The following is a 25,069-nucleotide window of genomic DNA, read 5'->3' as shown; positions in this document are numbered from 1 at the left end:
GGCGTGCGATCCTTATCTCGCCTGTCTTTACACGCAAGTGTTACTCCTGTGGAGGTAACGCGTTTAAAATTCGCATCGCCTGCGCTGGAGTGAGCGAATAATCGAAGAACTGGCGATAAAAATCGCGCGTCACGCTGACCATATCCAGGCCGCTAAACAGCGTAGGATGCAGTTTTGATGCAGCCCATTGCAGCTGTAGCGCGCTTTCAGTGCCGTAACGATCCCAGGGGAACACGCCCGCCGGATTGCGCCAGACATTACCCTGCTTAACCGCGTCAAGTTCTTTGAACAATGCCGCATATGGCGAACTGGCGATATCACCGCAACCCGCACCGAGAATAATGACCTGCGGTTGCCAGTAGAGCACCCTTTCGGGCGACACCTCCTTCATGTTGCCGTCCACTTCATCTGCCGCATTCCGTCCCCCCGTCAGCGTAATCCAGGTATCGATCAACGTGTTCCTGCCATCGACTTTAAGCGGATTCAGCGACTGAATATGAAGTACCCGAGGGCGCTGATCTGCCGACAACTTCGCCGTTTTAGCCTGCACATCCGCGAGTACACGGTTGAGATACTGATTGTAAGCCGTCGCCCGGGCGCGAGCCTGCCCCGTCCCCAGAACCTCTGCGGTTGTAGTGACCGATTTTTCCATCGAAGCATAGTCAGTAAATGCCATTTCAAGGGCCGGGATGCCCGCCTGACTGTAACTTTGAGCATCCCCTTTTCCTTTTGCCACGAACACCACATCGACGTGCCGAGCCAACAAATCCTCAGTATTAAATGATGTTCCTCGTATCTGTAAGGCTTGCCTCAGGGAAGGGTTGATTTTGAACATCCATGGCTGGTTATCCTCATGGTTGACCGTCACAACAATGTTACGACCTGCGCCCAGCGTCATCAGCACCGAATGATGGGCAAACCAGCCATCCGCAATACGTTCAACATGTGTGGGAACGGTAACTGTGTGACCAGCATCATCCACAACCTGGCGCGTTGCCAGGGCAGGAAACGCCAGCCACACACAAAGCAGCCATGTGTGGCACGTTTTCATGAGCAACCCCTAAAAATCAACCTGAACAGAAACCTGAGCCTGACGCGGTGCACCAAGTTGAGCGCTGGCAGCCCCTGCGCCCGTGTAGCCGGTCAATGCGCCCGGAACAATATTGGTCCAATAGTGACGGTCGGTGAGATTGGTGATATCAAACCGTAAAGTGGTTGGCGTGTTCCACAGTCTGGTGGCATAACGCGTGCCGATGTCCACCGTGGTGTAACTCCCGACCCAACTGTCATTGGCATTATCGGTAGCCCGACGTCCGACGTAATGCACGTTCGTGTCGACATCCAGTCCCGGAACCCGTTCGATGGTGTAGATCGCGAGAATATTCGAGGCGAAACGCGGCAAACCAACAACTTGCTTACCATCCGCATTGCTGGCCGCGGTATTATGGAGCGTTGGATCTAGCCAGGCTCCGCCGCCTAACACGCGTAAATTATGAGTAATATGCCCATCAGCCATCAGCTCCAGCCCACGGTTTTTTTGCGTACCGTCCTGAGCAAAATCGCCGTTGTCGTTGGTATAGGCAAAGGGGCGTTTGGCTTCAAACAGCGCAGCGGTAAGCAGCAGGTCTTTTACAGGCGCATATTTTGCGCCCACTTCGATCTGACGGCTGCGGTAGGGATCTAACACCTGCCCGGCATTGCGCGCCCCGGCGGGTGCGGTATCGCCCTGCTGCAAACTGTCCGCCCAGGTGGTATACAGCGTGACGTTCTCCACCGGTTTATACATCAGGCTGGTGGAACCGCTCATGCCATTGTCTTTCTGACGGCTGCTTTCATGCCCAGCTTTGTTGTAGTTACTGACGGTAAACAGGTTCTCGCTGCCGGAAAGCAGCAAGCTCCACTGCGGGGAAAAATGCAGCGTATCGCTTAGCAAAAATGCATGCTGAGTGGTGGTCGCCGAATGATAGCGATCGTTAAAATCTGGATACGGTGGTCGTGGATAGTCGGGATGTTGATTGAGAGAAGAATGCCCCAGAGTGAAAGTGCCACCGTTTCTTGGATTATAGTTTTTCCACACAAATCCACGCATTCCGGTAGCAATGTCCTGCGTCAGCCAGCCAGTATCAACGCTACCAGTCAGGTTCGCTAAATAGCTGTTGATGATAAAGCGACTGGCCGCCGAATTGGCGGTTGTGGTGGTGTAATCTCCCTGGTTATTCGTCAGAGTATTGGTCACTGCCGTCGATTCTCGGTCTGCAACCTGGTGCAGCGCCCCCAGATCCAGCATCCAGTTGCCGTCAAAATCATGCTTAATATGCATATCGACGGTGGTTGTTTCGTCATCATGACCCGCATAAGACTGACCATACTTACTGTCTGTAGGATCAAATGCCGCGGGGAAGTGAACGCCTTTCGCCAGAGCAAAACTCCCCGGCATACCTTTTTCGTAATAATGGTAATAGCTGAAATTACTCTCCAGCACCGTTTGATCTGTCAGTTGAAAGTCCAGCCCCAAGCCAGCGTACTGACGACGGACATGGCTATCGGTGGTGTAGCTATGGCCCTCATCATTTAGCAAGTTGAGACGATATTTCACCCGGTCTCCCGCATCGATTGGGCCACTGAAATCCATCGACGTCAGCGTACCCGACCCTGTACCTTGCCCCACGGTGACGCGGTGTAACGGCGTATCGACGGGTCGTTTGGACACCAGATTAAACATCCCTGCTGGATTGGCGGGGCCATACAGCGACCCGGCGATGCCGCTCAACACTTCAATGTTCTGGGACTGTTCGGTCGAATATTCAGTCGTGGAGACGGCGTTCAGGCCATCAATCATATGGTTTTGTACCACACTCCCCTGCATGCCCCGGGTTTGCGGGCGGACGCCGTCACCCTGAACGGACGGTAGGTAGCGATAGGCGTCTTTCACATCTTTGATTTGTTGCTGATCCAGCACTTTTTTCGACAGCGTCTGCACCGACCAGGGAACGTCTATCAGCTCTCGCTCGCCGAGGCTACCTAACGTTGCTTTTTTTTCGCTCGCAGGAGGTTCATGTTCCGATAACGAGGATTGTGACGTGGCGGGCGCCGAAACGATGACGGTATCTTCAGCATGAGCCGTTACGGCGGTGGAAAGACAGGCAAAGGTCAACAACCCAGAGGCCACTGGGGTAATTTTGTTATTTAACATTCGTTAATTCAATTCGTTAGATAGAAAGACTGGAGGCTGCTAACGCAAGCACCTTCTCTTGAAGAGTACAGTTATTATATTTGTATGATGAATAGGATAGATCTAATCGATATATATGTAAATATATAACGAGATGTGATTGGTAAATTTACTGCAACAAAAAAGCCGACGGTAATGACGACCGTCGGCTTTAGGTAAAGGACAACTAACGAATTATTTGGTCGCCGCTTTGATGATCTGAAGCGCTTTGGCGAACTGATCCTGCGGAATCGTCAGCGGGTAAAGGAAACGAATAACGTTGCCATACTGACCGCAGGTCAGCAGCAGCAGTCCTTGCTCAAGGGCTTTCTTCTGCACGCGTTGTGCGGCGGAAGCGTTGGGTTCCCCTGTCGCTGGATCACAGAATTCAGCAGCAATCATAGAACCTAAACCACGCACTTCGGCCAGTTCCGGACACCCTGCTTGCGCATCTGTCAGAGCGGCGCGCAGCTGTTCGCCGAGGGCCGCCGCACGCTGGCACAGCTGTTCATCATGAATAATGTCCAGTACTGCATGGGCCGCCGCGATCGACAGCGGGTTCCCGGCGTAAGTTCCACCCAGACCACCCGGCGCAGGTGCATCCATGATTTCGGCTTTGCCCACGACGCCAGACAGTGGCATGCCGCCCGCGAGGCTTTTCGCCATGGTCATCAGGTCCGCTTTATCGGCGTAATGATCCATCGCAAACAGCTGGCCCGTACGGGCAAACCCGCTTTGTACTTCATCGGCGATCATCACGATGCCATGCTCGTCGCAAATACGGCGGATGGCGGCCACAAATTCCGGCGGTGCCACCACGAAGCCCCCTTCGCCCTGGACGGGTTCGAAGATAATCGCCGCAACCTGGGTTGGATCGATATCGGCTTTAAACAGACGCTCAATCGCTTTTAGGGAGTCCGCCGTGGAAATACCCTGCAATTCAGAAGGATACGGAGCATGGTAAACAGAGCCAGGGAACGGACCGAAACCTTTTTTATAGGGTGCCACCTTGCCGGTTAACGCCATCGTCATGTAAGTACGACCATGAAAACCACCGCCAAATGCGATAACGCCAGGACGCCCGGTATGTGCGCGTGCAATTTTCACCGCGTTTTCTACCGCTTCAGCCCCGGTGGTGAAGAATGTGGTTTTACGCTTGCCATCGATTGGCGCGACGGCGTTGATTTTCTCAGCCAAAGACACATAGCTTTCGTACGGGACAATCTGATAAGCCGTATGGGTAAAAGCCTGAAGTTGCGCTTCGACTGCCTGCACCAGGCGAGGATGGCGGTGTCCGGTGTTCAGCACGGCAATCCCGGCGGCAAAATCAATGTACTGATTGCCTTCGATATCGGTAATCGTGCTGTTTTCTGCCGACTGGGCATAAAAATCACACATCACACCCACGCCACGAGGGGTGGCATCCAGACGACGTTGTTGCAGGTTTTTATTGTTCATTCTCTACACCTTGTCCATTAATACATTTCGGTTGAATTACCCTTTAAATTTAGACGCCGTCTGGTACTTTAATCGAGAGCCAAATCGTTTTATTTTAAGGATCCAAATGCGTTCACTTGCCGGAGATGTGATCAAGCATGCATTTAGTCAGCAGACTGACGAAAAACTTCATCGCCGCCTGTATGCCGCCATTTGTAGTTGCATCCTCGAAGGTAGCCTGAAACCGGCTACCCGAATGCCTCCGTCGCGTGACCTGGCAGGAGAGCTGATGCTATCGCGCAATACCGTCCTGCGGGTTTACGAGCAGTTGCAGGCCGAAGGTTATATTTCTGCGCGTACCAGTAGCGGCACATTTGTCACTGACAGCGTGCTGGACAATCTCAACCTGCGTCCCAATAAAGAACCTGTTGCTGCGGCTCTGGAGGATCACACCCGCTTATCTGCCCGCTGCCTTGAGCTGTTAGGTAATGCCAGTGCCAGTCCCCGTCAGTGGGGCGCGTTTATTCCAGGCGTACCTGATGTAGAGCATTTCCCACACCGGGTGCTCAAAAAAATTCAGGACAGGCTGGCAAGACGATTGCGCCCGGAGTTTCTCACTTACGATGCCGCAGGCGGTGTGAATGAGCTGAAAGAAGCGCTGGCGGACTATCTGCGCACCGCTCGCGGCGTGCGGTGTTCGCCGGAGCAAATTCTGATTACCGAAGGTATTCACCAGGCGCTGGATCTGGTGACCCGAACGTTATGCAACCCGGGCGATCACGCCTGGATTGAGGAGCCGGGCTACTGGGGAATCAAAAATATTCTGCGTATCAATGCGGTAAATTTTTCGGCTATTCCTGTTGATGAACAAGGTATGGTCCCGCCGGATGCAGGCGAAACACCGCCAAAACTTATTTTTGTGACACCGTCACATCAATACCCTCTCGGTTCGGTGATGAGCCTCAGTCGCCGCCGGCAACTTATCTTTCGCGCACGTGAAACGCGAAGTTGGATAGTGGAAGATGATTACGACAGTGAGTTCCGCTTTTCCGGCCAGCCGATCCCCTCTTTGCAGGGGCTGGAAGAAGAGACACCGGTCATCTACATCGGGACATTCAGTAAAACACTCTATCCCGCACTGCGACTCGGGTATGTCGTGCTACCTAAATCGTTAGCCGCTCCGCTGAAAAAGGTTCATAACGACCTCTATCGTGGTGGACATCTGTTGATTCAGGCCGCGCTGGCGGAGTTTATTCGCGAGGGTTATTACGCAGCGCACATTCGGAAAATGCGCCAACTATACAGTCGTCGTCGCCAGATGCTGGTAGAGCTTATCAGCCGCCAGCTTGGTGAACATTATCTTGGTTCCTTCAGCAGCAACGCCGGGCTGCATATGATCTTACAGTTACCCGCAGGGAGCGATGACGCGGTCATTGCCCAACAAGCGAATGCGCAAGGGTTGTTGGTGCGCCCGTTATCACGCTATTACGTGAATGAAGAGAAACGCAGCGGCCTGTTGCTGGGGTTTGCAAGTATTGAAGAGCATGAAATGTCGGCGGCGTTTACCCGACTCGCGGATATTATCAGGGTAAACACCGTGTAAGCACTGCCGGATGGTGGTGCAAGCACCTTATCCGGCATACTGTTTAATGTGATGCTTTTTTAATCCCAGCCAGATCTTCATGGCTTACTTCGCCATTCCCTTCACCCCAGGTCTTACGCACGTAATTAATCACGTCGCGCATTTCGTTGTCACTTAACATGCCTCCGTAAGCGGGCATCTTGAAGGAGACGCTGCCACGCGTTGTCGGTGTTTCTGCGCCGTGGGCAATCACTCTGAACAGCGGCGTCGGGTCATCAACCATGACCAGCGGATTGTTGACCAAAGAAGGTGCGTTATCATCCGTACCTTTCCCTTCCAGACCGTGACAAGTTGAACAGTAACGGTTATAGGTCACTTTGCCCGCCTCTGGTGAATTCGACCAGGATGCTGTAGTCGCAGCAGCACGCACCGTTTCAGGCTTCGCGCTTTTCAGACTCAGCAGATATTGGGCGATCGCCGTGGCATCTTCGTCGGTCAGATACTGTGTACTCTGCGTGACGACTTCAGCCATCGAACCTGAAACCGCAGCATGCTTGCTCTTACCGGTCAGCAACAGCGATTTTAACGCCTGCTCAGACATTCCGCTGCCCCGCAGCGAAGGTGCATACCAGCCGTCAATCATCGCTCCGCTCAGGTACTCGGCATCTGCATGAGTATAGGCTTTTTCATTCATCGCCATGCCTCTCGGTGTATGGCAAGAACCGCAGTGCCCGGGACCTTCCACCAGATAAGCGCCCCGTTTTATCAGAGCTGTGTTGTCATCTGGTTTCGCGCTATCTACTGTCGTCGCTGGCGCGTCGGTAAACAGCCAGTTCCAGATATGCAGTGGCCAGCGGGCGGAGAGTAGCCACGGAATGGCATTCTCTTTATTGGGTTGCGCAGACGGTGTGACATCATGCATAAAATAGCGATACAGCGCCTGAACATCCTCGTCAGAAAGTTTTGCATAAGAGGGATAAGGCATGGCCGGATAGAGCGGATGACCGTCTTTGGCAATTCCCTGGCGTACCGCCTTTTCAAAATCCTCGTATGAGTAATTACCAATACCCTGTGCCTTGTCTGGGGTTATGTTGGTCGAATAAATATCCCCCACCGGAGTAGGAAACTTTTTGCCCCCCGCCATCGCCGCACCACCTTCAGCGGTATGACAGGCGACGCAGTCTGAAATTCGCGCGATGTATTCACCGTTAGATTCAGCAGCGCTTACCGAAGCGGTAAATAAACAGGCGGCGAGAATGGTTACGTTACGCATAGATCACCCCATATCCTTGAGTTCATTAACCGCACGCCATGCCTGATCGATTGCTGTGTGGGCATAAGCACTCCAGTCAGAATCTGAGTTAGCGATGGCAATGCGACCGACTGGCTGACGCGCCCGCTCGATAATTTCTGGCATTTTATCCATATCATCGAACAGTGAATTGGCGTAGTACGCATAGCCATGCGCCCAGCGGTTAACGGTAATGGCGGAGATATCGCGTTGATTATCAAAGCCTGTTGAGCCAAACATCTCCTGCAACTGGGAGCGAATCATCTCCTCATGCGCCGCAAAAGTGGTCCCCAGCAAATAGGCTCGTCCCAGGCGGAACTGCTCTCTGGCCGATAGGTTACTGCCCGGGTAGGTCGGCACATAGACCATGTGAATGACCATCGGATCGTCCGGGGAGGCCGGATGCTGATACCCACCAATACTGACCGGATAGTCGAGCTTAACCCGGCTGTAAGGTGCCGCTGGAGAATAAAATTCATGTACGCCAAGCTGTTTGAACGCCTGCCAGTTTTTTACCACCACGTTGGTGTACACCAGCGGAGCCTTGACGTTCAGTTTGAGATCCGCCTGCTGCTGTTCCGGCATCTCAGGCACCAGATACGGGATCATCATGTTATAGCCTGCCATGATGGTGTTCTTACCGCGCACACGGTGCATTTTACCGTCACGCAGGTAGGTCACCACAACGCCATCCTGCACGTTGGCCGCATTAATCACTGTGCTGTTCAGGCGCAGGCGCGTGGTGTTTTCTGGTAGATCCAGCTTTTCATAATGTAATCTGGCGAGAACAGAGTCTTCCATCGTGTTACCCGGTAGCGCATCCGGCAGCATATACCTGACTAACAGTCGGGCCAGACCGGCGTTACCGTCCGGGAAATGGTAAACATACGGCTCTTCGAGGTCGGCCAGCGACTCTCCGTCCAACGGCGGTAACCCCATCCCTTCCATGCCGGGTAAGGCGCACGCCCTGGCATCGCTGCAGGAGATGCCTTCAATGCCGATGGCAAAGAAGTCATTGGAACGCTGCTGAAAATAAAGCAGCGCCATTTTGCTCAAACCCACTTTTGTTGCTAAAAATTCACTGTAGCTGTGGGTATCCAGCCATTCCATTTTCTCATCAACCGTCATCCCCGGAAGGTAATCGCCAGGGCGCACATGCAGGTCGATCAGCGCTTTTCTGTCGTTCTCACCTAGCGGAAAATCATTGATAAAGTCTTCAATTTTACGGCCATTGAGCCTGTCCGGCGGAATATCATCAGATACCGCGCGGCCCGGATCGCCGCTGACGATTTTTGTTACGCCAAAATTCTTCTTGTCGAAAAAAACCCCGCGACTGAGCTGCCAGTCGGGGTAGAAGTTTACGTCAAAACTCTCTTTTAACCGCGTGACGCTGACGCCCACGGTTTCCATCAGTTTTTGTACTTCAGGGCTGAAATTATGCGCGGGTGACTGGAATGCTTCGCTGCCGCCATAACCGAGTAATTTCTTGCCCGAGCTGGTAAATTCATTACGTTTGGCGTGTCCGCCAAAATCGTCATGGTTATCGAGGATCAGGACCCGGCTATTTTGCCCGGCAACTTGACGCCAAAAACAACCGGCAGCTAACCCGCTAATCCCGCCCCCAACAATCACTAGATCGTATTCTTCCTCAACGGGCAGAGCGTTTAAATCAAAATGCTTCTGCTCGCGGCCTAGCGCATGCGCCATTTCAAATGATCCAGGATGATTACCCCGCAGCCCTGTCAGCGCAGGAGGATAATAATTTCCATCTATAAATGCGTTTCCCTTTCCTGTCGCCCTGACCCACTCCAGCGGGGTAAGTCCCGCCGCAATAGTCACCGCGACGCCGTTGAGAAAATCACGTCTGGTAATTGCCATTAACTTTTTTCCTTATTGCTACACACTGCCTTTAATACGACACAAATAAGAGAAATACCCCCTTCTTATTTATAAAGGGGTACAACCGACTACTTCACTGGCTTTAACTCTTCATCCAGTTTTTTAGAATCATAATAATCACCCTGCCAGGTGATTTTTCCTGCTTTAACATGAATATAGCTTACGCCTTCAAATTTGATCGGATTATTTGTCGGCGGACTCCCTGCCCATTCACCACTATTTTTGCCTGAAAATTCCCAACGAAAGGCCACGGTGTCTTCGTCGTAGACGGGTTTGCCAACCATTTTCCAGTTCAGATCTGGCACCGCCTTAATAAAAGCGCCGATAACCTCTTTTTCCGCTTTTTCTCTGCCGTTTATCGGTTCGCCCGCGGCGGCATCATAATAAACAGCATCATCCGCAAGATATTGAGCGGCTCTTGAAGCATCATGCGCATTCCACGCCGCCATATATTCTTTTACGGTATTCAGCGATGTACTTTCTGCAAGGCTATAGCCAGAGAGCATCACTAATGAAAGAACCGCAATTTTTACTGTTTTCATCGTAATCCTCTCTATTCAGAAATGTCACACATGATATGTTTCACCCGAGTGTATTCTTCGAGCGAATAGGATGAGAGATCTTTGCCATAACCCGATTTTTTGAACCCGCCGTGCGGCATTTCGGCGCACAGAGGAATGTGATTGTTAATCCACACCGTGCCAAAATCGAGGTAAATGCTGAAGCGCTGCGCGCGACCATGGTTACGGGTCCAGACGCTGGCGGCAAGACCATACTCCACATCATTCGCTTTGTGTAATACCTCTTCGTCAGTAGAAAACGACTGAATGGTCATTACCGGACCAAATACTTCATGCTGAATAGCTTCATCATTTTGATGCAATCCGGAGACAATCGTCGGCTCAAAATAGAAGCCCGGACCTGGCCCGGCACGCCCACCGGTTTCAATTTTTGCATGTGCCGGTAAACGCTCAATAAAACCTTTCACCTGCTCCAGTTGATTCCGGCTATTCAATGCGCCGTACAGCGCATTCTGATCTTCTGGCGGCCCAAATTTGATACTTTTTGTTTTCTGGATCAGTTTTTCCAGAAACTCAGCATAGATGGATTGCTCTACCAGGATCCGCGTAGCCGCTGTGCAATCCTGCCCGGCATTGAAAAAGCCTGCCGTAGTGATTGTCGCAATCGCCTTATCCATATCCGCATCGGCGAACACGACTGCAGGCGCTTTTCCACCCAATTCCAGGTGTGCTCTGGTCAGGTTTGCCGCCGCCGAAGCCGCAACCTGCAAACCCGCGCGGACCGAACCGGTAATCGAAACCAGTGAAGCCTTCGGGTTTGAAACCACCAGCGAACCAGTGCTGGCTTTGCCCAACACGACGTTAAACGCCCCTCTCGGGAACAATGGTGCTGCCAGTTCAGCTAACAGCAGCGTACTGACTGGTGTGGTGTCGCTTGGCTTTAACACGACCGTGTTGCCTGCCGCCAGCGCTGGTGCAATCTTCCACACCGCCATCATGAACGGGTAGTTCCACGGCGTAACTTGCCCAACGATACCCAGCGGTTCACGACGGATGGTCGATGTAAACCCGGCGGAATATTCTCCGGCCGCCTTCCCTTCAAGACAGCGCGCCGCGCCAGCAAAAAAACGGATGGCATCGCAGGATGCCGCAATCTCCTCTTTCTCAATAAAATGGCGAAGCTGACCGGTTTCCTGACTCTGCGCGGTTACCAGTCGCTCAACGTTGCGTTCAATCTCATCAGCTAGTAGCAATAACGCCTTTTGCCGCTGTGCTGGCGTCGATTTTCTCCAGATGCTAAACGCCGCCTCCGCTGCTGAGTAGGCTTGCTCTACCTCCGCCTCGTTAGCGTTGGGAGAAATTGCGTATGTTTCACCATCAACCGGACTCACCAGTTCGAAGCTATCTTCGCTACTGCCTGCTACATAGTGCCCATTAATAAAATGCTTCAGGGTTTTCATGTTTGTCTCCTGCCAATTAATACATAAAGAATCTTATGTAATATATATATTGTAAATTTTTTTCAAATGCGCAACATTGACACTATGATAAGCCTCGCATTTTTAACTTAATTTTCACATTTGCAAGGTGAGGCTTTTCATTGCCAGCTGACGCGTTATGCTCAGCTCATCATGAGGTTATCGGGACACACATCCGCTTGTGCAGTGACGTTGCGCCCAGGCATGTAAAATAACTCGGCCATTCTTACCTTCCTTGCCCGACGGGCATGTGTTAAAAATGGTCGTTGTTTCAGGGAATTGAGTACAGAAAAGATTATGATTACTCACGCGGTCATATTTGCGCCTATCGGGCAGGTCAGTCGTTCAGACCAGATAGTCCAGCGCCTTTCAAATGCCATTATCACGGGGTTGCTGGAGCCAAAAGAACAGCTTCCCAACGAAACTGATTTGGCAAAAATGATGGGTGTCTCACATATCACTATCAGAGAAGCGCTAAACACGCTTCGGGCTAATAATCTTATCCATACGGTTCGCGGTCGTAATGGCGGGAGCTTCGTTTGCGAAAATATCGATGGCAAAAATAGCGCCCTGCACCCGTTCAAAGCGATCAGTACGGATTATCTGTCTGATCTGGGTGAAATGCATTGCGCCATTATTAGCCATAGCGCGAGGCTGGCTTCCCGACGGATGACCGGTGCGGATATCGCCAAATTTCGCGAGTTTGTCGAGGTTCTCAGAAAGGCAAACTCACCTGAGCTGATGACCCAGGCCGATATGCGTTGCCTGCTGGCGATTGCCGCCAGTTCGCATTCAGCGCGACTGGCCAATCAGGAGCTGCAAGTTCAGGCTGAATGGGCATCACTTGTGGCGATACTTTATCGCACAGACAGTATTCATGCGGAAATTATCGCGCTTTATTCAGCGCTGGCCGATGCACTGGCTGCTCACAACGAGGCAGAGTCAGTACAGTTTGCCACACGGATCATCGACACGTTTACCTACTACCTTATTGAAAAAAAGCTGAAATATAACTCGAACTGACAATCAGTGAAGGCAGGACAGACAATGAGCTCTTCGACATCCCTAAGCGCATTAATCCGTAAAATTGATGACATAACTGTTTCTACCGTAGATTCTACCGTTGCGCTAGCGAGGAGCATCCATGAAGCGATTTCAGGGGTACAAAAGGCCTCAGCCGAGGTCGTTCTCGACCCATCAGTAAGATCCACCGTTCAACAGCACATCAAGCGCACGCTCAGTGACAACCATTACTGTTCAGGGGCGGGATTCGCCAGCCATATTGAGAGCACCGCAAACACAAAAGAGTACTGGTTGCTGGAGTGGTGGTATAAGAAAGATAATGGTTTGAGCCAGGCGCATCTGGATTTGGATCAGGCCACGCAACAACGACTGGATTTCAGAACCTTTGAGTGGTTTAAGCATTCTCCTCCGGCTGGCAAAGCCTATATCCACGGTCCCTACGTCGACTATATTTGCAATATCTCCTATACCCTAACGTCAGCCGTCCCGGTCTACTACAACGACCAGTTTCTCGGTGTTGCCGCGGTCGATTTGCTGGTCAGTCAGATAGAAGCCGAACTGCTCTCCTGCGCTCATCCTGATTATGTGATTCTGACCAATCTGGAAAACAGGATCATTTTCTCCAGTTGGCCACGTTTTCGCGTGGGTGAATTGCTGTCACCTGCAAATAGTACCGTAGTGTATCAGAGCGACTACTTTATCCTTTATCACTATCAAAACTAAGGGCCCGAAGGCCCTTAGTATTTAGTTATCCTGCCCCATATTGAGCTTACTGGCGTACGCAATGGCGTCGTTTTCCGGCGCCGCTGAACGACCAAACGGACGGGTCAGGAACATATAAATAAGTCCCGAGCCAACGACAATCGCCAGGCCGAACAGGACCGTCCAACGGTCAATGAAGTCGCTGCTGTCCGCCGGTTGCGCCAGTAACCAGATCCCACACAATCCGTAAGCTAACGCCAACACATTCACGATTACGCCCCAACCGCCAATGGTCCACTCCCCCGCCGGTTTCCAGCCTTTCAGGCGCTGACGCAGCGCGGCCAGCACAACCATCTGGAACGAGATGTAAATCCCGATAACAGCAAACGCGGTGATACGCGACAGGTTATCTGGCTGGAAATAAACCCAAACACAGATGATCACTGGCAGTAGGCAACTGACGACCATGGCATTATCCGGAACACCATTTTTAGAGATTTTGGCCATCCATTCACTTCCCGGCAGCATTCTGTCGCGGGAGAAAGAAAAGATAAGACGGCTTAACGCAGCCTGGAGAGACAAAATGCACGACAACATGGCGATAATCGCGACGACGATAAAGACAGTCGCGCCGGTTTCACCCAGAGCTTCATTAAGGATTGCCGGGATCGGATCGGACGTTTTGCCATTCACGATGCTGACCAGATTCGGTGATGCCAACAGATAACCCATAACAGAAATAATGGCGGAAATCGCGCCGAATACGATGCTTAAAATCATCGCCACTGGGATCTTTTTACTGGGATTCTGCACCTCTTCCGCAACGTTACCGCAGGCCTCAAAGCCAAAGAACATAAACAGTCCCATCAGCGCAGCAGACATAAATGCGGTGGAATAGCTGCCGTCATGAGCCAGCACACCCATCGAGTCAAAAATTACAGAGAACGGCTGCGAACGGTGGAAAATCAGCAGATAAATCCCCAGCGCGATCACGCTAACAATTTCACACCAGAAACCAATTTTCGCCACCCGGGCCAGATTTTTAGTCCCGGACATATTAACCGCCATCATCAACAGCAGCAGCAGAACGGAAGTCACCAACATCGTGGCTGGAGTCTGACCATAATGGAAGAGTGATTCAACAAACGTTGATGTATATTCCGCGATCGACGTAATGGTGACCACCAGTGCCCACAGGTAGATCCAGGCGGCGATCCACGCATATTTCTTGCCCCACAACCTTCTGGCCCAAGGGTAAAGCCCGCCGGTTATCGGATACTGGGAAGCGACCTCACCAAACACCAGCGCCACCAAAAGTTGCCCACATGCGACGATTAAAATCCACCAAACTGCAGGCGGCCCCGCCAGCGTTACGGCCAGCGCAAACAGCGAATAGACGGCGGTAAGCGGCGACAGGTAGGTAAAACCCAACGCGAAGTTTGAAATTAAACCGATCGATCTATTGAACTGTTCTTTACCATCTTTTTGAAAATTATCGTTTTTCTTATCAGGTGTCTGTTCCATATAGCTTTCTCTTTTGTGGAATAGTCGCAGGGTTGAACAATTAATGTATAAAAGATATTAAGTTATATGTATAGTGATTTTGTCGCAGATTTGTTAAAAATGATCGCGCATCACGTTAATGAAAAAGTGGGAATAAAACGGTAGAGAGAGCGAGAATTTTGCGGTATTTACAACCAACAATTCTTTAGCAATTGCGAACCGTGGGCCACTTTGGCGGATAAATACGCACAGCGGATTGCGTTCGATGCTAAGTAGCAAGAATCGCTGCTGTTAAGCAACATTTTTGCAATATAATAACGTGATGTTAAACGCTGAACCTGAGCAGGTGAATGATGGAAATTGATCTCGATAATCTGGTCTTTGATGGACTGGAAGAAGCGCAAGAGCGTAACGCTGAACGTCTGGAAGATGCAGACAAGAAAGCGCAAGAAATTATTGCTGATAATGATTGCGGTGACGCCTGCAAAATCTGATTTCCGAACCGGCGCAATGCCGGTTTTTTTTTACCTCCTGGCTATGCCCTCTCGCCTGGCTACATATCGCATTGCGTTTACCCATTGTTAACACCTTTTTCACTAATAACATTTTGTAAATAGATAAGAATTTTTTCTTATTTTGTCCTGAACCTGAGTTATGGGAGCGTAAAAAGCACAAACCAAAAAAAACGACAGGGACTTACAAAATGATGGTAACAAAAACTCACAGCGCGAAAAAAACACTGCTGGTACTCGGCATCCTGCTGGCATCAGGCATTAGCGTCTCACAGGCTCAGGCCGACCAACTGGCCGATATCAAAGCCGCAGGCGTAGTAAAAGTCGCAACATTTGACGCGAACCCGCCGTTTGGCTCCATCGATGCCAAAACGCATAAGATTGTCGGCTACGACGTCGATTTTGCCGAAGCGCTGGCCAAATCTCTTGGTGTAAAACTGGAACTGGTGGCGACCAATCCGGCAAACCGAATTCCGTTATTACAATCTGGTAAAGCCGATTTAATCGTTGCGGATATCACGATCACGCCTGAGCGGTCGCAGGTAATAGATTTCTCCGTCCCCTATTTTGTTACCGGCCAGCAGTTTCTTGTGCCAGCAAAATCTCCGGATAAGCTCGATCAATACAGCAAAGCACGCATCGGCGCGGTAAAAGGCACTACTGGTGAACAGGCACTGCATCAGCGCTTCCCGCAGTCGCGCGTACTGGCCTATGACGATATCCCGCTAGCGTTAACTGCACTGCGCAACGGCAATGTTCAGGCCATCACCCAGGACAGTACGATTCTGGCCGGTTTATTAGGCGGTGCGCCGGATAAAGCAGATTTCAAAATTCTACCGGACCTGCTGAGCAAAGAAGAGATTGGCGTGGGGGTGAAAAAAGGTGAGCCAGCGTTGTTAAAAGCCGTCAACGATGAACTTTTGAAGCTGGAATCTACCGGGCAGGCGGCCAAAATTTATGATGTCTGGTTTGGTCCTGAAACCAAAAATCCACAAGCCCGCGCCTTTAAAATAGAAGCCAAATAATATGCTCTCAGCCCTTTTTCATCGTTCCGCAGCTTCGGCTGCGGATTTTACCCATTTGCGTCAGGCGAGCGTCGAGCTACGCAATGTGGTTAAAGAGTATGGCGCTCAAACTGTACTTAACGGCGTCAACCTGGCAGTTGAGCCCGGTGAAGTGGTGACCATTCTGGGACCTTCCGGTTCTGGAAAGTCCACTCTTATACGTCTTATCAACCAGTTGGAGTCGCTCAGCGATGGCGAAATCTTCATTGATGGTAAACCAATTAGCCAGTTGCGCGGGGCGGCATTACGCCAGCTACGCAGCCGTATCGGTTTCGTATTTCAGCAATTCAATCTCTATTCGCATCTGACTGCGCTGCAAAACATCGCGCTGGCGCTGGAATATGTTCACGGCTGGAATAAGACGGAAGCGGATCGCCGGGCACTTGAGTTGCTGGAAAAGGTGGGACTGGCGGAAAAAGCCAATGCCTATGCCGCACAGTTGTCCGGTGGACAGCAGCAGCGCGTGGCCATCGCCCGCGCGCTGGCTTCATCACCGCAAATTATTCTGTTTGATGAGCCCACCTCCGCGCTGGATCCGGAGATGATCGGCGAGGTATTGCAGGTGATGAAAAATCTCGCCCACAGCGGTATCACCATGATCGTCGTGACCCACGAAATGCATTTCGCCCGCGAGATTGCCGATCGTGTGGTTTTCATCGATGGTGGCGATATTCTTGAAGTGGCCCCGCCGGAGGATTTTTTCGTCCAACCACAGCACCCGAGAACCCAGCGTTTCCTGAAAAAAGTGCTCGACCCGTTACACCAGGAGTCATCATCATAATGCATGCAATGGACTGGCAGGGAGTACTGAGCGGGCAACCCCTGCAATGGATAATTTCTGGTTTTCTTACCACGCTTTGGGTGACGCTGGCAGGTATCGTGCTCGCCACGCTCATTGCCATCTCACTGCTCAGCATGCGACTGACGGGCAATCGTCTCGCTAAAACGATGGTCGGGGTGTGGGTCTCGGTGTTTCGCAATACACCTTTACTGGTGCAACTGATGTTCTGGTATTTTGCCGCATGGAACTGGCTTCCCCGTGACGTCATTAGCTTCATCAATGCTGATCATCCATGGTCAATTCTGCCGGGTGATGTCTGGTGGTTAACGCCGGAGTTTATCTGTTCAGCATGGGGACTGAGCGTATTTACCTCAGCATTTTTGGTCGAAGAGATCGCCTCAGGTTTACAGGCAGTTTCTGCCGGACAACGCGAGGCTGCCGTGGCGCAGGGGTTTTCATCCTGGGCGATATTTCGTCACATTCTACTGCCTCAGGGACTGGCAAACGCCTGGCAACCCATTGTTGGGCAATATCTCAACCTGATGAAGCTTTCCTCGCTTGCCAGCGGTATTGGATTTGCTGAGCTCACCTACCAGGTACGGCAAATTGAGAGCTACAACGCGCACGCGCTGGAAGCCTTTGCCGTTGGCACCGCACTCTATCTGTTTACCGGCATCGTGCTGGGTATGTTGCTTACGCGTCTTGGCCCGCGGCCGGCGGCGGGTAAATCGTCAAAGGTAAGAATGCGCATCTTCAGCGTCAGGAGCATACTGCATGATCGCTAATATTTCGGTCATTACCGACAATCTTGACTATCTCCTGTGGGGACGTGTAGCTGAGGGGCAACCCGGCGGTGTACTGCTCACTTTGCTGATGGCTATCGGTGCGGCTTTGCTGGCGCTGCCTGGCGGGATCGTTCTTGCCTGCTGCGCCTGGCGATTTCCTGGCGCGGTTCGCAACGGGTTGTTTATCTGGGCGGAATTTATTCGCGGCATTCCGCTCATCTTTGTGATTTTCTGGATGTGGTATTTGCTACCCATGCTGACCGGAAGCGATCTGCCCGGTGCCGTTACCGTGACGCTGGCGCTGGCATGGTTCACCACCGCTTCGGTGATGCACTCGGTGTATGCTGGAATTAGCGCACTGCCTGGTGGGCAATATGAAGCGGCAGTCGTTCAGGGGTTTCGCCGGGATCAGGCCCTGTGGCTTATCTTGCTGCCGCAGGTGCTGCGTAACGTACTGCCGTCGTTGACGGGGATTTTCATTGGGCTACTGAAGGACACGTCACTGGCATTTATCGTTAACGTACCGGAACTCACGACGGTTGCCGGTCAGGTTAACAGCCGGGTGCAAATCTACCCGACAGCCATTTTTATCTTTACCGGACTGGTCTATTACCTGCTGTGCTTTAGCCTGGAGAAAATCACCCAGCGCCGCTTCGCACTAAAATGACCTCTCGGCTCAACATTCCACAAACTGATGGCCTTCGTTGAGCCGATATTTCACGCCCGCCCGAATGTTTTTTTCCCCTTCAACGGCAAGCGCAAAGCGCATTCTCTCGCCATCGTGATAAGCCAGCGCCGCACATCCGCCGGGACCGAGCGTTATCGAATCTACAGTACCGGTACTGGCAACAACGGTGTTCTCTCCGCTGGCAATAATGTGGATATTGTCCGCGCAGTTAGCGATTTTTGCCTCTGCGCCAAAACAGGCTACCTGGGTTAAATCACCGCTACTGGCAACCCGGTTTCGGTCGCCAAGCGAACTGATGCGTACGCGCATGCCGGTACTGGCGATACGCGTTCCGTCGCCCACACTGCTGATACGCGCCGAATTTCCCGCAATCGCTATTCGCCCACGATCGCCTGAACTGCCGATATGCGTGTTATAGCCTACACTGCCAATCCGTGCGCTGTAACCGGCACTGGCGATCTGTGCGGCATACCCGGCGCTGGCAATTTTAACGTTGTCACCCGCACTGCTAAATCGGGCATAATCTTCCGCACTCGCCAACGGACGACTGGTTTCCTCCGCTGCTTGCTCACAGGAAATATTCCCCATTGCGTCAATATCCTGCTGAGCAAAACTCGCCTCTTCCCGCCATTTCGACCAGCCGTATTCCACCAGGCTATTTGCCCAATCGGTATACCCTTCCCGCTGGAGCGCGCGATGAACATCGGCATAGCTTCCTCCTGCGGGAAACGCGCGTAGAAACCAGCGATACATGACGGGCCCAACACGCCAGGCCCGTAAGTCACTTCGTGTAATCATCATCGCTTAATGCCGGTGGTAGCCATCCACCATACACTTGAAGGTTTCGCCCGGCGTGCGGCCCGTAGTGCAAAGATAAAGATGCCCAAAAATGAAAAACAGACTGACAATTGCCAGCGCAAAGTGCGCCTGAAGCAGCCAGTAACTCACACCAGGAAACAGATCTCCGACGACCGTCGGGTAAAGCGATAACAACCCAGAAATCAGCAGTAGTGGCAGCAACCCATACATCACGCCAACGTAGGCCGCCTGCTGTAGCGGATTGAATTTAGAACGCGGCGATGCCGAGAATGGATGTGACTCGCCCTGCATAATGCCAAACAGGTAAAAACGTGTTTGTCTTTGCGCGCGAGCGATCCAGCCCTGACGTTGAATAATATAGTGATGTCCGTTGCCGCCAATCAGGTTGATCAGCACAAAACCAACCCAGCAGGCAAGTAGCAAAAAGCCGCAAACCTCATGAACGGTAAGCAGGCTTTTCATTACCGGTGCGCTGACGGCAGAGAAGTGATTGACCAGGCCACTGACCAGAAGTAGCAAAAACAGCAGCGCATTCGACCAGTGCCACAAACGAACAGCCTTCGAATATAAATAGACCTTCTCACCGTGCCCTGCCGACGTTTTATGTGCCGCCCGAAAGCGCAGCATGGCGTGAAGCGCCAGCACCAGCCACATTCCCACCAGCATTAACCCGGCAACGACTAACCACACGGGCCAGTAGTCCGGTGAAAACAGGGGAACATACTGCGCAAGCTGGGCGTGAAACTGTTCGGCATTTTGCGACGCGTTCATACATTTTCCTTTTTAATCAAATGTTGACCGAACCGACGATACAGATGGGGTTTCCCGGCGCCTGCAAGTTGATATTCGTAATACTTGTTTTCTCGCAACCAGGTCTGAATTTCCGGGCTATCTTCACGGCCAAAAATCAGCGCATGTTCCGGGCAAGCGTTAACACAGATCGGTGGAAAACCTTTCGCCAGGCGTGATTCAGCGCAAAAGTCGCATTTATCCGCCACTTTGTTATGCGGGTTGAGATAACGAACCTGATAAGGACACGCACCAATACAGTAACTGCAGCCGATACAGGAAGACGTATCTACTCGCACAATACCGTTCTCATCCCGCCAGGAGGCACCGGTCGGACACACCTCAATACAAGGCGCATCATCACAATGCTGGCAGGATTGACGGAAGTAGTGATACAGCGTTTCGTTGTCGTTGTCCGAGACTGGAATATGCGCTATCGACAAACGGCTGCCCTGGGCAGGAACATGGTTGGTTTTCCTGCAGGCCCGCGCGCAGATATTACATCCGTTACACAGTGATTCGTCGTGAATCATGACGTAACGAACGGCTTTAGGGCTCCTGGTACTCGCTAACAGATTTTGACCTGGGCCGGTGAAAAAAATCACCGTCCCCATGCCAATGACAAATTTTCGTCGGGTGAAGGACATCGGGTTATCCTCTAAACTGTGACAGTGGTCGTCCACACGTTCCATGACATCAACCTGAATAATTCATGGGTTCTGATACTGCTCAACCTCAAGCCATTCACACAGGCCGTACGCTTTGCCATAACTCATAAAACGTTCGCTAAACAGATAAGGTTCCGCATTTGACGATTCCACAGTACGTATATCTGCGTAATCGGGATGCGTTTCCATAGCCGTTAGCGCCGCTGTAATCTGCTGAGATTCAAAGCTATACGGCGGTTGCGTCAACATGGCGACCTTATAGGGGCGAGGATACGTGCGGCCGTCGAAGCGTACCGCCTCGGCAATCGCACGGCAGATGTCGTTTTCCACCACCTGCACGCACATGTCGGCGTAGTTTGCCGTCATGGTTTGCGTTGAGTAGAAATAGACATCTTCCGCGCCCTGCACACGGGTGATATCCGCGTTAATTGCGTCCTGACACAGCACATCCAGCAGCACGGATAGATCGGTTTCAGGGACGGAATAAGGTGGCTGCAGAAACACGCTGCGCCCCACCAATTGCCCCGATGCCGAATGCTGGCGGATAAAATCTGCCACAATCGACTCCGGGCTGGCAGGATCCTGAACCTGCGGCGCAGTCACCTGCTCTACCGACGGGTGAAACGCCTGCAGCCAGTGTCTCTTTTGACTATCAACCTCGTCAGGAAGCGCCTCTACGGGTGCCAGAACGTTGCTCACGTTAGTCATCTCACGTTCCTTACGCTGGCAACAGATCTTGTGCCGCCAAATCAGCTGCCACGTCTTCAAGTCCGAGTCGGTTCAGGGTTTCACGCGTTGGGCAACCCAGCTCTGGATCCCAACCCATTTCCTGATAGAACATCGTCAATGACTGACGCATATCCTCCCTGTCCATCTTATCGGTTCCTTCAGTGAAGACCGGGATCTTCGGATCTTTATCGAATACCCAGGAGCAGATGAGATCGTGCTCATTGCGCATATCCTTGGTTTGCATCAGTTTGACCGTATAAGCGCGATGCAGGGTAAAGATGCGTTCAGCGGCCAGGTCCAGACTCGCCTGCGTGGTTTCATCACCGGTGACTGCCTGGAAGAACTTCGCCTCCAGATCCAAGTCTCCGCGATAGTTACGGCTCTTGAGTGGTGAAACCGTCATCGGCCAAACCCAGTTACACAACGTAACCGCGTTATGCAGACAGACTTTCAGCAGCGTCCATTTGGCATATTTGATCTTGGCAGCATTGATCGGGGTGTAGTTTTTGGTTTCATCGTAGGCATCCTGTGAACCAAACAGCTCGCCCGCCACTTCGCGCTGCAATTTCAACGGCAAACCGGAGCCGATGAAGTTGATATGGGTGTGCGCCATGCAGTCACGGTTAAACATACAGTTGGTGATCGCCCCCACCTGCGCTGAAGCCTCGTTCGCATGGTGAACAGGAAAACCGAACGGCGACCACAGTTTATTTTTGGCATAACCCCAGTACTCTTCGCCCAAATCCCAGCGTTCAGCAATGGCATACGAGCCGTCCGCAAGGTGACTGAGTTCCCCCACGCGATGCGCCAACCGATAGTAGAAGTCTTTAATAAAATTAGGATCACCCGCTTCCAACTGATCCCAGCGGATCTCCGCATACTCTTCAGCCGGCAGTACGCGCTTAAAGACGCCTTTCGAATAGCAATAAGTAAAATCACGGTGCAACTGGCCGTAGTTACACCAGATACCGTAATCGTCAAACAGGTTCAGACCAATCAGGTTTCCCACCACGCGCCCATCGTCTTTATCGTCAAAATCTTTCGGGCCATGGGGGAAAATGGTGGTGTGTACAAAGTTCGCCACACAAGTGTTGCCGCCGGTACTCGGCACGCCAAAATCTTTCACCCGCGGAACATTGAGCTGCGACATACAACGAATAGGGCATGAATGACAGCCGCTCATTTTGACCGTGTATTTTTCTGCGGCTGGCCCCAGATCGAACACCGATTTATAGGTACGGAAACCTACCGTATTTTGATTGCCCGGCGGGATTTCCCCGGTTTCGATTGGTCCGCCTTCTGCTGCGCCCCAGAACAGCCCTTTACGCGCCGTCCAGCGCGAGTTTGGCGAAGAGTATTCTGCCCAGGCCTGCGGGGTGCTTGGCACAACGTGGTTGTTGTTAGCGCCGATGAGCTCGGTCATCATGTAGTCATTGAGCCGCTTCATCTCTTTGCGATCGGCAATATTGACGCCTTTGGTCCCTTCTACCGCAATAGCCTTCAGGTTTTTCGAGCCCATTACTGCGCCAGTACCAGCTCCGCCGCTGTGGTTGCGACTGTTGATCATGCAGGAGAGCGGCACCAGATTTTCCCCCGCCTGGCCAATCGCGGCGACGCAGGTTTCCGGGCTGGTGATGCGACAAATTTCTTCAGTTGTGGCGCGCGTCCCCTTACCCCACAGGAAATCGGCTTTTTCGATGCTAACCTTATCGTCTTTAATGTTGATCCAGACCGGCGATTCGGACTTGCCTTCAATAATAATGGCGTCGTAACCGGCGAATTTCATTTGTGCAGCAAAGAAACCGCCCATATGAGCATCCACGACTAAATTGCCTTTGGTAAAAGTCGATAAGGAGGTGATATTGACGCGGGAGCTACAGGGAGCGCCAGAACCCGTTAATGGTCCGGTGGCAAAAACCAACTTATTCCCTTCATCAAAAGGCATGGTGCCTGGCGGGACTTCGTCGTACATAATTTTATAACCAAAGCCCATCCCACCGACAAATTTTTTAAATTTACTGGAATCTTCAAGGGTGATATTACCCGTGGTGAGATTGACCCGTAAAATAGTACCTGTCCAACCATTAGCCATCATGTTTTCCTTTGCAAGAAGGTTTAATAGATATACCCGCCATTCTTCAGGCAGCTTTTTTATCCAAAACTGCGGTATTTTTGGCAATTAATGGCGCGAATCAGGTATGCCTGCTATCTATCAAACAGTAATATCTTTCCACTCGATAATTTTTAATGCCCCAGTCGGACAAGCATTGGCGCATTCCCCGCATAACACACATTTTGAGGACTTTTTCGTTTCGGTATTTACGGTCGCCATCATCCACGGGCAGGCTGTGGTACACGCGCTACAGCCAATACAGCGTTTGTGGTCCACCGCAATACAACCGTCTTCCTGCTTCCAGGTAATTGCACCTATCGGGCAGACCTTCATACACTGCGGATCTTTGCATTGCCGGCAGGTATCAGCGGTATAGTTTAAATCGCCATACAGCCCACCACCGGACCCGACACCATCATCGCCAAAGAAGAAATTGCGATGGATTTTTATCCGGGAAAAGAAGGTACCCACCGCACCATCGTTATAATTGGTACAGGAAATTTCGCAGCGGTGACAGCCCGTACAGCGAGCTCGCTGGGTCACCAAAACCCCTTTAGGCGTATTGATAAGCCCAACAGTCCCACTATCGACATCTTCCTGCTTACAACCAAAAAGGGATAACAGCGCGGGAGCAATCGTTAATCCCGCCAGTCCTTTTCCTGATATCCGCAGAAATTCTAGTCGCGTTAAACCACAATCTAAAAATGGACGATCAACCTGGTTCATTTATTTCGCATCCTCTTCGCAAATGCTGTGGTAGCAACACCTTCAGGCTAATTTAAACCAGCGCAGGTCAAGCCATATCGGGCGGTTAATGTTGCCAACAACACGTAAATTTTTGCCCTAACCTGATCGCATAAATGACGGTGGTTAAACTGAATGAATCTAATCCTTTAGGGTTAGGCGCAGAAATAATGTGGTTATTCAGCATGCATAGTCTTGATCGTCATCAATTAAAAAACGGAAGGGATATAATTAATGCGGAGTGAGATTTATTATCATTAAGATAAATTGAAATAGCACTTCATATGTATTGCAAATATTTGTGACTCCACTCTCATATATATTTTTATACATCATCCGATATACAATTAAATATATAGCGAGTTTGATAGCATTAATTGCAACGCTAAATTATAATTATTGATAGATTAACGTAATGAGAATAAGAGGACGGCGAGAGAAACTACCGCCCTCTTTTTGCGGATTATCCGGCCAATGCTTTAATTACGGTCTCAATAGCCTGTTTTTCTAACTCACTGCGCTTCACACGCTGGTTCGCAAGGGTGGTTCTCAGTACTCCCGCAATGACGATATGCTTAGGCTCTTGTCCCAGATCGCGCATTTCCAGCACTACTTTACCGACTACTCTGCACATTTCACGGTACAACTCGTCGTCTTTCGTCTGATTTCCCATTTTTGCCCGCTCGTCATTAACTCAAACCAACAGCATATATCACTCTGAGTATTTAGA

23 protein-coding genes are annotated in these 25,069 nt (G+C 51.4%); 8 read left to right on the top strand and 15 right to left on the bottom strand.

The window, feature by feature from the left end; all coding sequences use genetic code 11:
* Positions 1-40: 40 nt before the first annotated feature.
* The 3 genes from E6P06_RS14165 to puuE form a co-directional block, all read right to left on the bottom strand.
* Entirely contained in the window at positions 41-1,051 is a 1,011-nt protein-coding gene (locus E6P06_RS14165; protein ID WP_048218989.1) for an ABC transporter substrate-binding protein, read from the bottom strand.
* A 9-nt stretch (positions 1,052-1,060) separates the two neighbouring features.
* Entirely contained in the window at positions 1,061-3,193 is a 2,133-nt protein-coding gene (locus E6P06_RS14160; protein WP_139935354.1) for a TonB-dependent siderophore receptor, read from the bottom strand.
* A gap of 213 nt (positions 3,194-3,406) precedes the next feature.
* Entirely contained in the window at positions 3,407-4,669 is a 1,263-nt protein-coding gene (gene puuE / locus E6P06_RS14155; RefSeq protein ID WP_032935874.1) for a 4-aminobutyrate transaminase, read from the bottom strand.
* A 106-nt stretch (positions 4,670-4,775) separates the two neighbouring features.
* Here puuE and E6P06_RS14150 point away from each other — a divergent pair, with 106 nt between their 5' ends.
* Positions 4,776-6,251 (top strand): PLP-dependent aminotransferase family protein, encoded by a 1,476-nt coding sequence (locus E6P06_RS14150; protein ID WP_003843510.1) that lies wholly within the window; start codon positions 4,776-4,778, stop codon positions 6,249-6,251.
* A gap of 43 nt (positions 6,252-6,294) precedes the next feature.
* Here the strand turns inward: E6P06_RS14150 and E6P06_RS14145 are convergent, their stop codons facing one another.
* The 4 genes from E6P06_RS14145 to E6P06_RS14130 form a co-directional block, all read right to left on the bottom strand.
* The gene (locus tag E6P06_RS14145; protein WP_016150165.1) at positions 6,295-7,503 is read right to left on the bottom strand and encodes a cytochrome c; all 1,209 of its coding nucleotides are present in this window, start codon (positions 7,501-7,503) and stop codon (positions 6,295-6,297) included.
* A 3-nt stretch (positions 7,504-7,506) separates the two neighbouring features.
* Positions 7,507-9,399: an FAD/NAD(P)-binding protein gene (locus E6P06_RS14140; protein WP_003843507.1), complete on the bottom strand. Its 1,893-nt coding sequence runs from the start codon at positions 9,397-9,399 to the stop codon at positions 7,507-7,509.
* Between the two features lie 89 nt (positions 9,400-9,488).
* Entirely contained in the window at positions 9,489-9,962 is a 474-nt protein-coding gene (locus E6P06_RS14135; RefSeq protein WP_053069592.1) for an ester cyclase, read from the bottom strand.
* 11 nt (positions 9,963-9,973) lie between these two features.
* Entirely contained in the window at positions 9,974-11,401 is a 1,428-nt protein-coding gene (locus tag E6P06_RS14130; RefSeq protein ID WP_139935353.1) for a gamma-aminobutyraldehyde dehydrogenase, read from the bottom strand.
* A gap of 315 nt (positions 11,402-11,716) precedes the next feature.
* On the opposite strand from E6P06_RS14130, the gene E6P06_RS14125 reads away from it, so the two are divergent.
* Both E6P06_RS14125 and E6P06_RS14120 read left to right on the top strand, forming a co-directional pair.
* A complete protein-coding gene (locus E6P06_RS14125) occupies positions 11,717-12,442 on the top strand; it encodes a FadR/GntR family transcriptional regulator (protein ID WP_003029304.1) in 726 nt (241 codons plus the stop codon).
* Between the two features lie 24 nt (positions 12,443-12,466).
* Positions 12,467-13,165, top strand: coding sequence for a cache domain-containing protein (locus tag E6P06_RS14120; RefSeq protein ID WP_003029308.1), 699 nt, complete (start codon positions 12,467-12,469; stop codon positions 13,163-13,165).
* A 21-nt stretch (positions 13,166-13,186) separates the two neighbouring features.
* Here the strand turns inward: E6P06_RS14120 and E6P06_RS14115 are convergent, their stop codons facing one another.
* Complete coding sequence (locus E6P06_RS14115) at positions 13,187-14,668, bottom strand: APC family permease (RefSeq protein ID WP_003029313.1); 1,482 nt, start codon at positions 14,666-14,668, stop codon at positions 13,187-13,189.
* Positions 14,669-15,000: 332 nt separating this feature from the next.
* Between E6P06_RS14115 and E6P06_RS14110 the strand changes: the two genes are divergently transcribed.
* From E6P06_RS14110 to E6P06_RS14090, 5 genes are all read left to right on the top strand, one after another.
* Complete coding sequence (locus E6P06_RS14110; RefSeq protein WP_003832695.1) at positions 15,001-15,141, top strand: hypothetical protein; 141 nt, start codon at positions 15,001-15,003, stop codon at positions 15,139-15,141.
* A 209-nt stretch (positions 15,142-15,350) separates the two neighbouring features.
* On the top strand, positions 15,351-16,184 hold the full coding sequence (locus E6P06_RS14105) for an ABC transporter substrate-binding protein (RefSeq protein WP_139935352.1): 834 nt from the start codon (positions 15,351-15,353) through the stop codon (positions 16,182-16,184).
* A 1-nt stretch (position 16,185) separates the two neighbouring features.
* Complete coding sequence (locus E6P06_RS14100; protein ID WP_003029322.1) at positions 16,186-17,004, top strand: amino acid ABC transporter ATP-binding protein; 819 nt, start codon at positions 16,186-16,188, stop codon at positions 17,002-17,004.
* Complete coding sequence (locus E6P06_RS14095; protein WP_119174181.1) at positions 17,004-17,789, top strand: amino acid ABC transporter permease; 786 nt, start codon at positions 17,004-17,006, stop codon at positions 17,787-17,789. The genes E6P06_RS14100 and E6P06_RS14095 overlap by 1 nt, the downstream gene beginning before the upstream one ends.
* Positions 17,779-18,456, top strand: coding sequence for an amino acid ABC transporter permease (locus E6P06_RS14090; protein ID WP_032935888.1), 678 nt, complete (start codon positions 17,779-17,781; stop codon positions 18,454-18,456). The genes E6P06_RS14095 and E6P06_RS14090 overlap by 11 nt, the downstream gene beginning before the upstream one ends.
* A 9-nt stretch (positions 18,457-18,465) precedes the next feature.
* Here the strand turns inward: E6P06_RS14090 and ydhT are convergent, their stop codons facing one another.
* The 7 genes from ydhT to fumD all read right to left on the bottom strand — a co-directional run bounded on the left by ydhT (position 18,466) and on the right by fumD (position 25,012).
* Positions 18,466-19,230, bottom strand: a complete 765-nt coding sequence (gene ydhT, locus E6P06_RS14085; RefSeq protein WP_371419215.1) for a protein YdhT — start codon at positions 19,228-19,230, stop codon at positions 18,466-18,468.
* Positions 19,231-19,281: 51 nt separating this feature from the next.
* Positions 19,282-20,067: a thiosulfate reductase cytochrome B subunit gene (phsC, locus tag E6P06_RS14080; protein ID WP_139935350.1), complete on the bottom strand. Its 786-nt coding sequence runs from the start codon at positions 20,065-20,067 to the stop codon at positions 19,282-19,284.
* Positions 20,064-20,732 carry a 4Fe-4S dicluster domain-containing protein gene (locus E6P06_RS14075; RefSeq protein WP_139935905.1) on the bottom strand — a complete coding sequence of 223 codons (669 nt, stop codon included), beginning with the start codon at positions 20,730-20,732 and terminating at the stop codon, positions 20,064-20,066. Before E6P06_RS14075 ends, phsC begins: the two co-directional genes overlap by 4 nt.
* 63 nt (positions 20,733-20,795) lie before the next feature.
* The gene (locus E6P06_RS14070) at positions 20,796-21,461 is read right to left on the bottom strand and encodes a YdhW family putative oxidoreductase system protein (RefSeq protein ID WP_003836542.1); all 666 of its coding nucleotides are present in this window, start codon (positions 21,459-21,461) and stop codon (positions 20,796-20,798) included.
* 10 nt (positions 21,462-21,471) lie between these two features.
* Positions 21,472-23,574 (bottom strand): aldehyde ferredoxin oxidoreductase, encoded by a 2,103-nt coding sequence (locus E6P06_RS14065; RefSeq protein ID WP_049012626.1) that lies wholly within the window; start codon positions 23,572-23,574, stop codon positions 21,472-21,474.
* A 120-nt stretch (positions 23,575-23,694) separates the two neighbouring features.
* A complete protein-coding gene (locus tag E6P06_RS14060) occupies positions 23,695-24,321 on the bottom strand; it encodes a ferredoxin-like protein (protein WP_003029338.1) in 627 nt (208 codons plus the stop codon).
* Between the two features lie 481 nt (positions 24,322-24,802).
* Complete coding sequence (gene fumD, locus E6P06_RS14055; RefSeq protein WP_003029345.1) at positions 24,803-25,012, bottom strand: fumarate hydratase FumD; 210 nt, start codon at positions 25,010-25,012, stop codon at positions 24,803-24,805.
* Positions 25,013-25,069 lie beyond the last annotated feature (57 nt).

The sequence above is a fragment of the Citrobacter sp. CF971 genome, from assembly GCF_006385635.1.
GTDB classification, from domain to species: domain Bacteria; phylum Pseudomonadota; class Gammaproteobacteria; order Enterobacterales; family Enterobacteriaceae; genus Citrobacter; species Citrobacter freundii.
The sequence above is the reverse complement of the archived record's forward strand: the minus strand, read 5'-3'. Positions and strand labels throughout refer to the sequence as shown.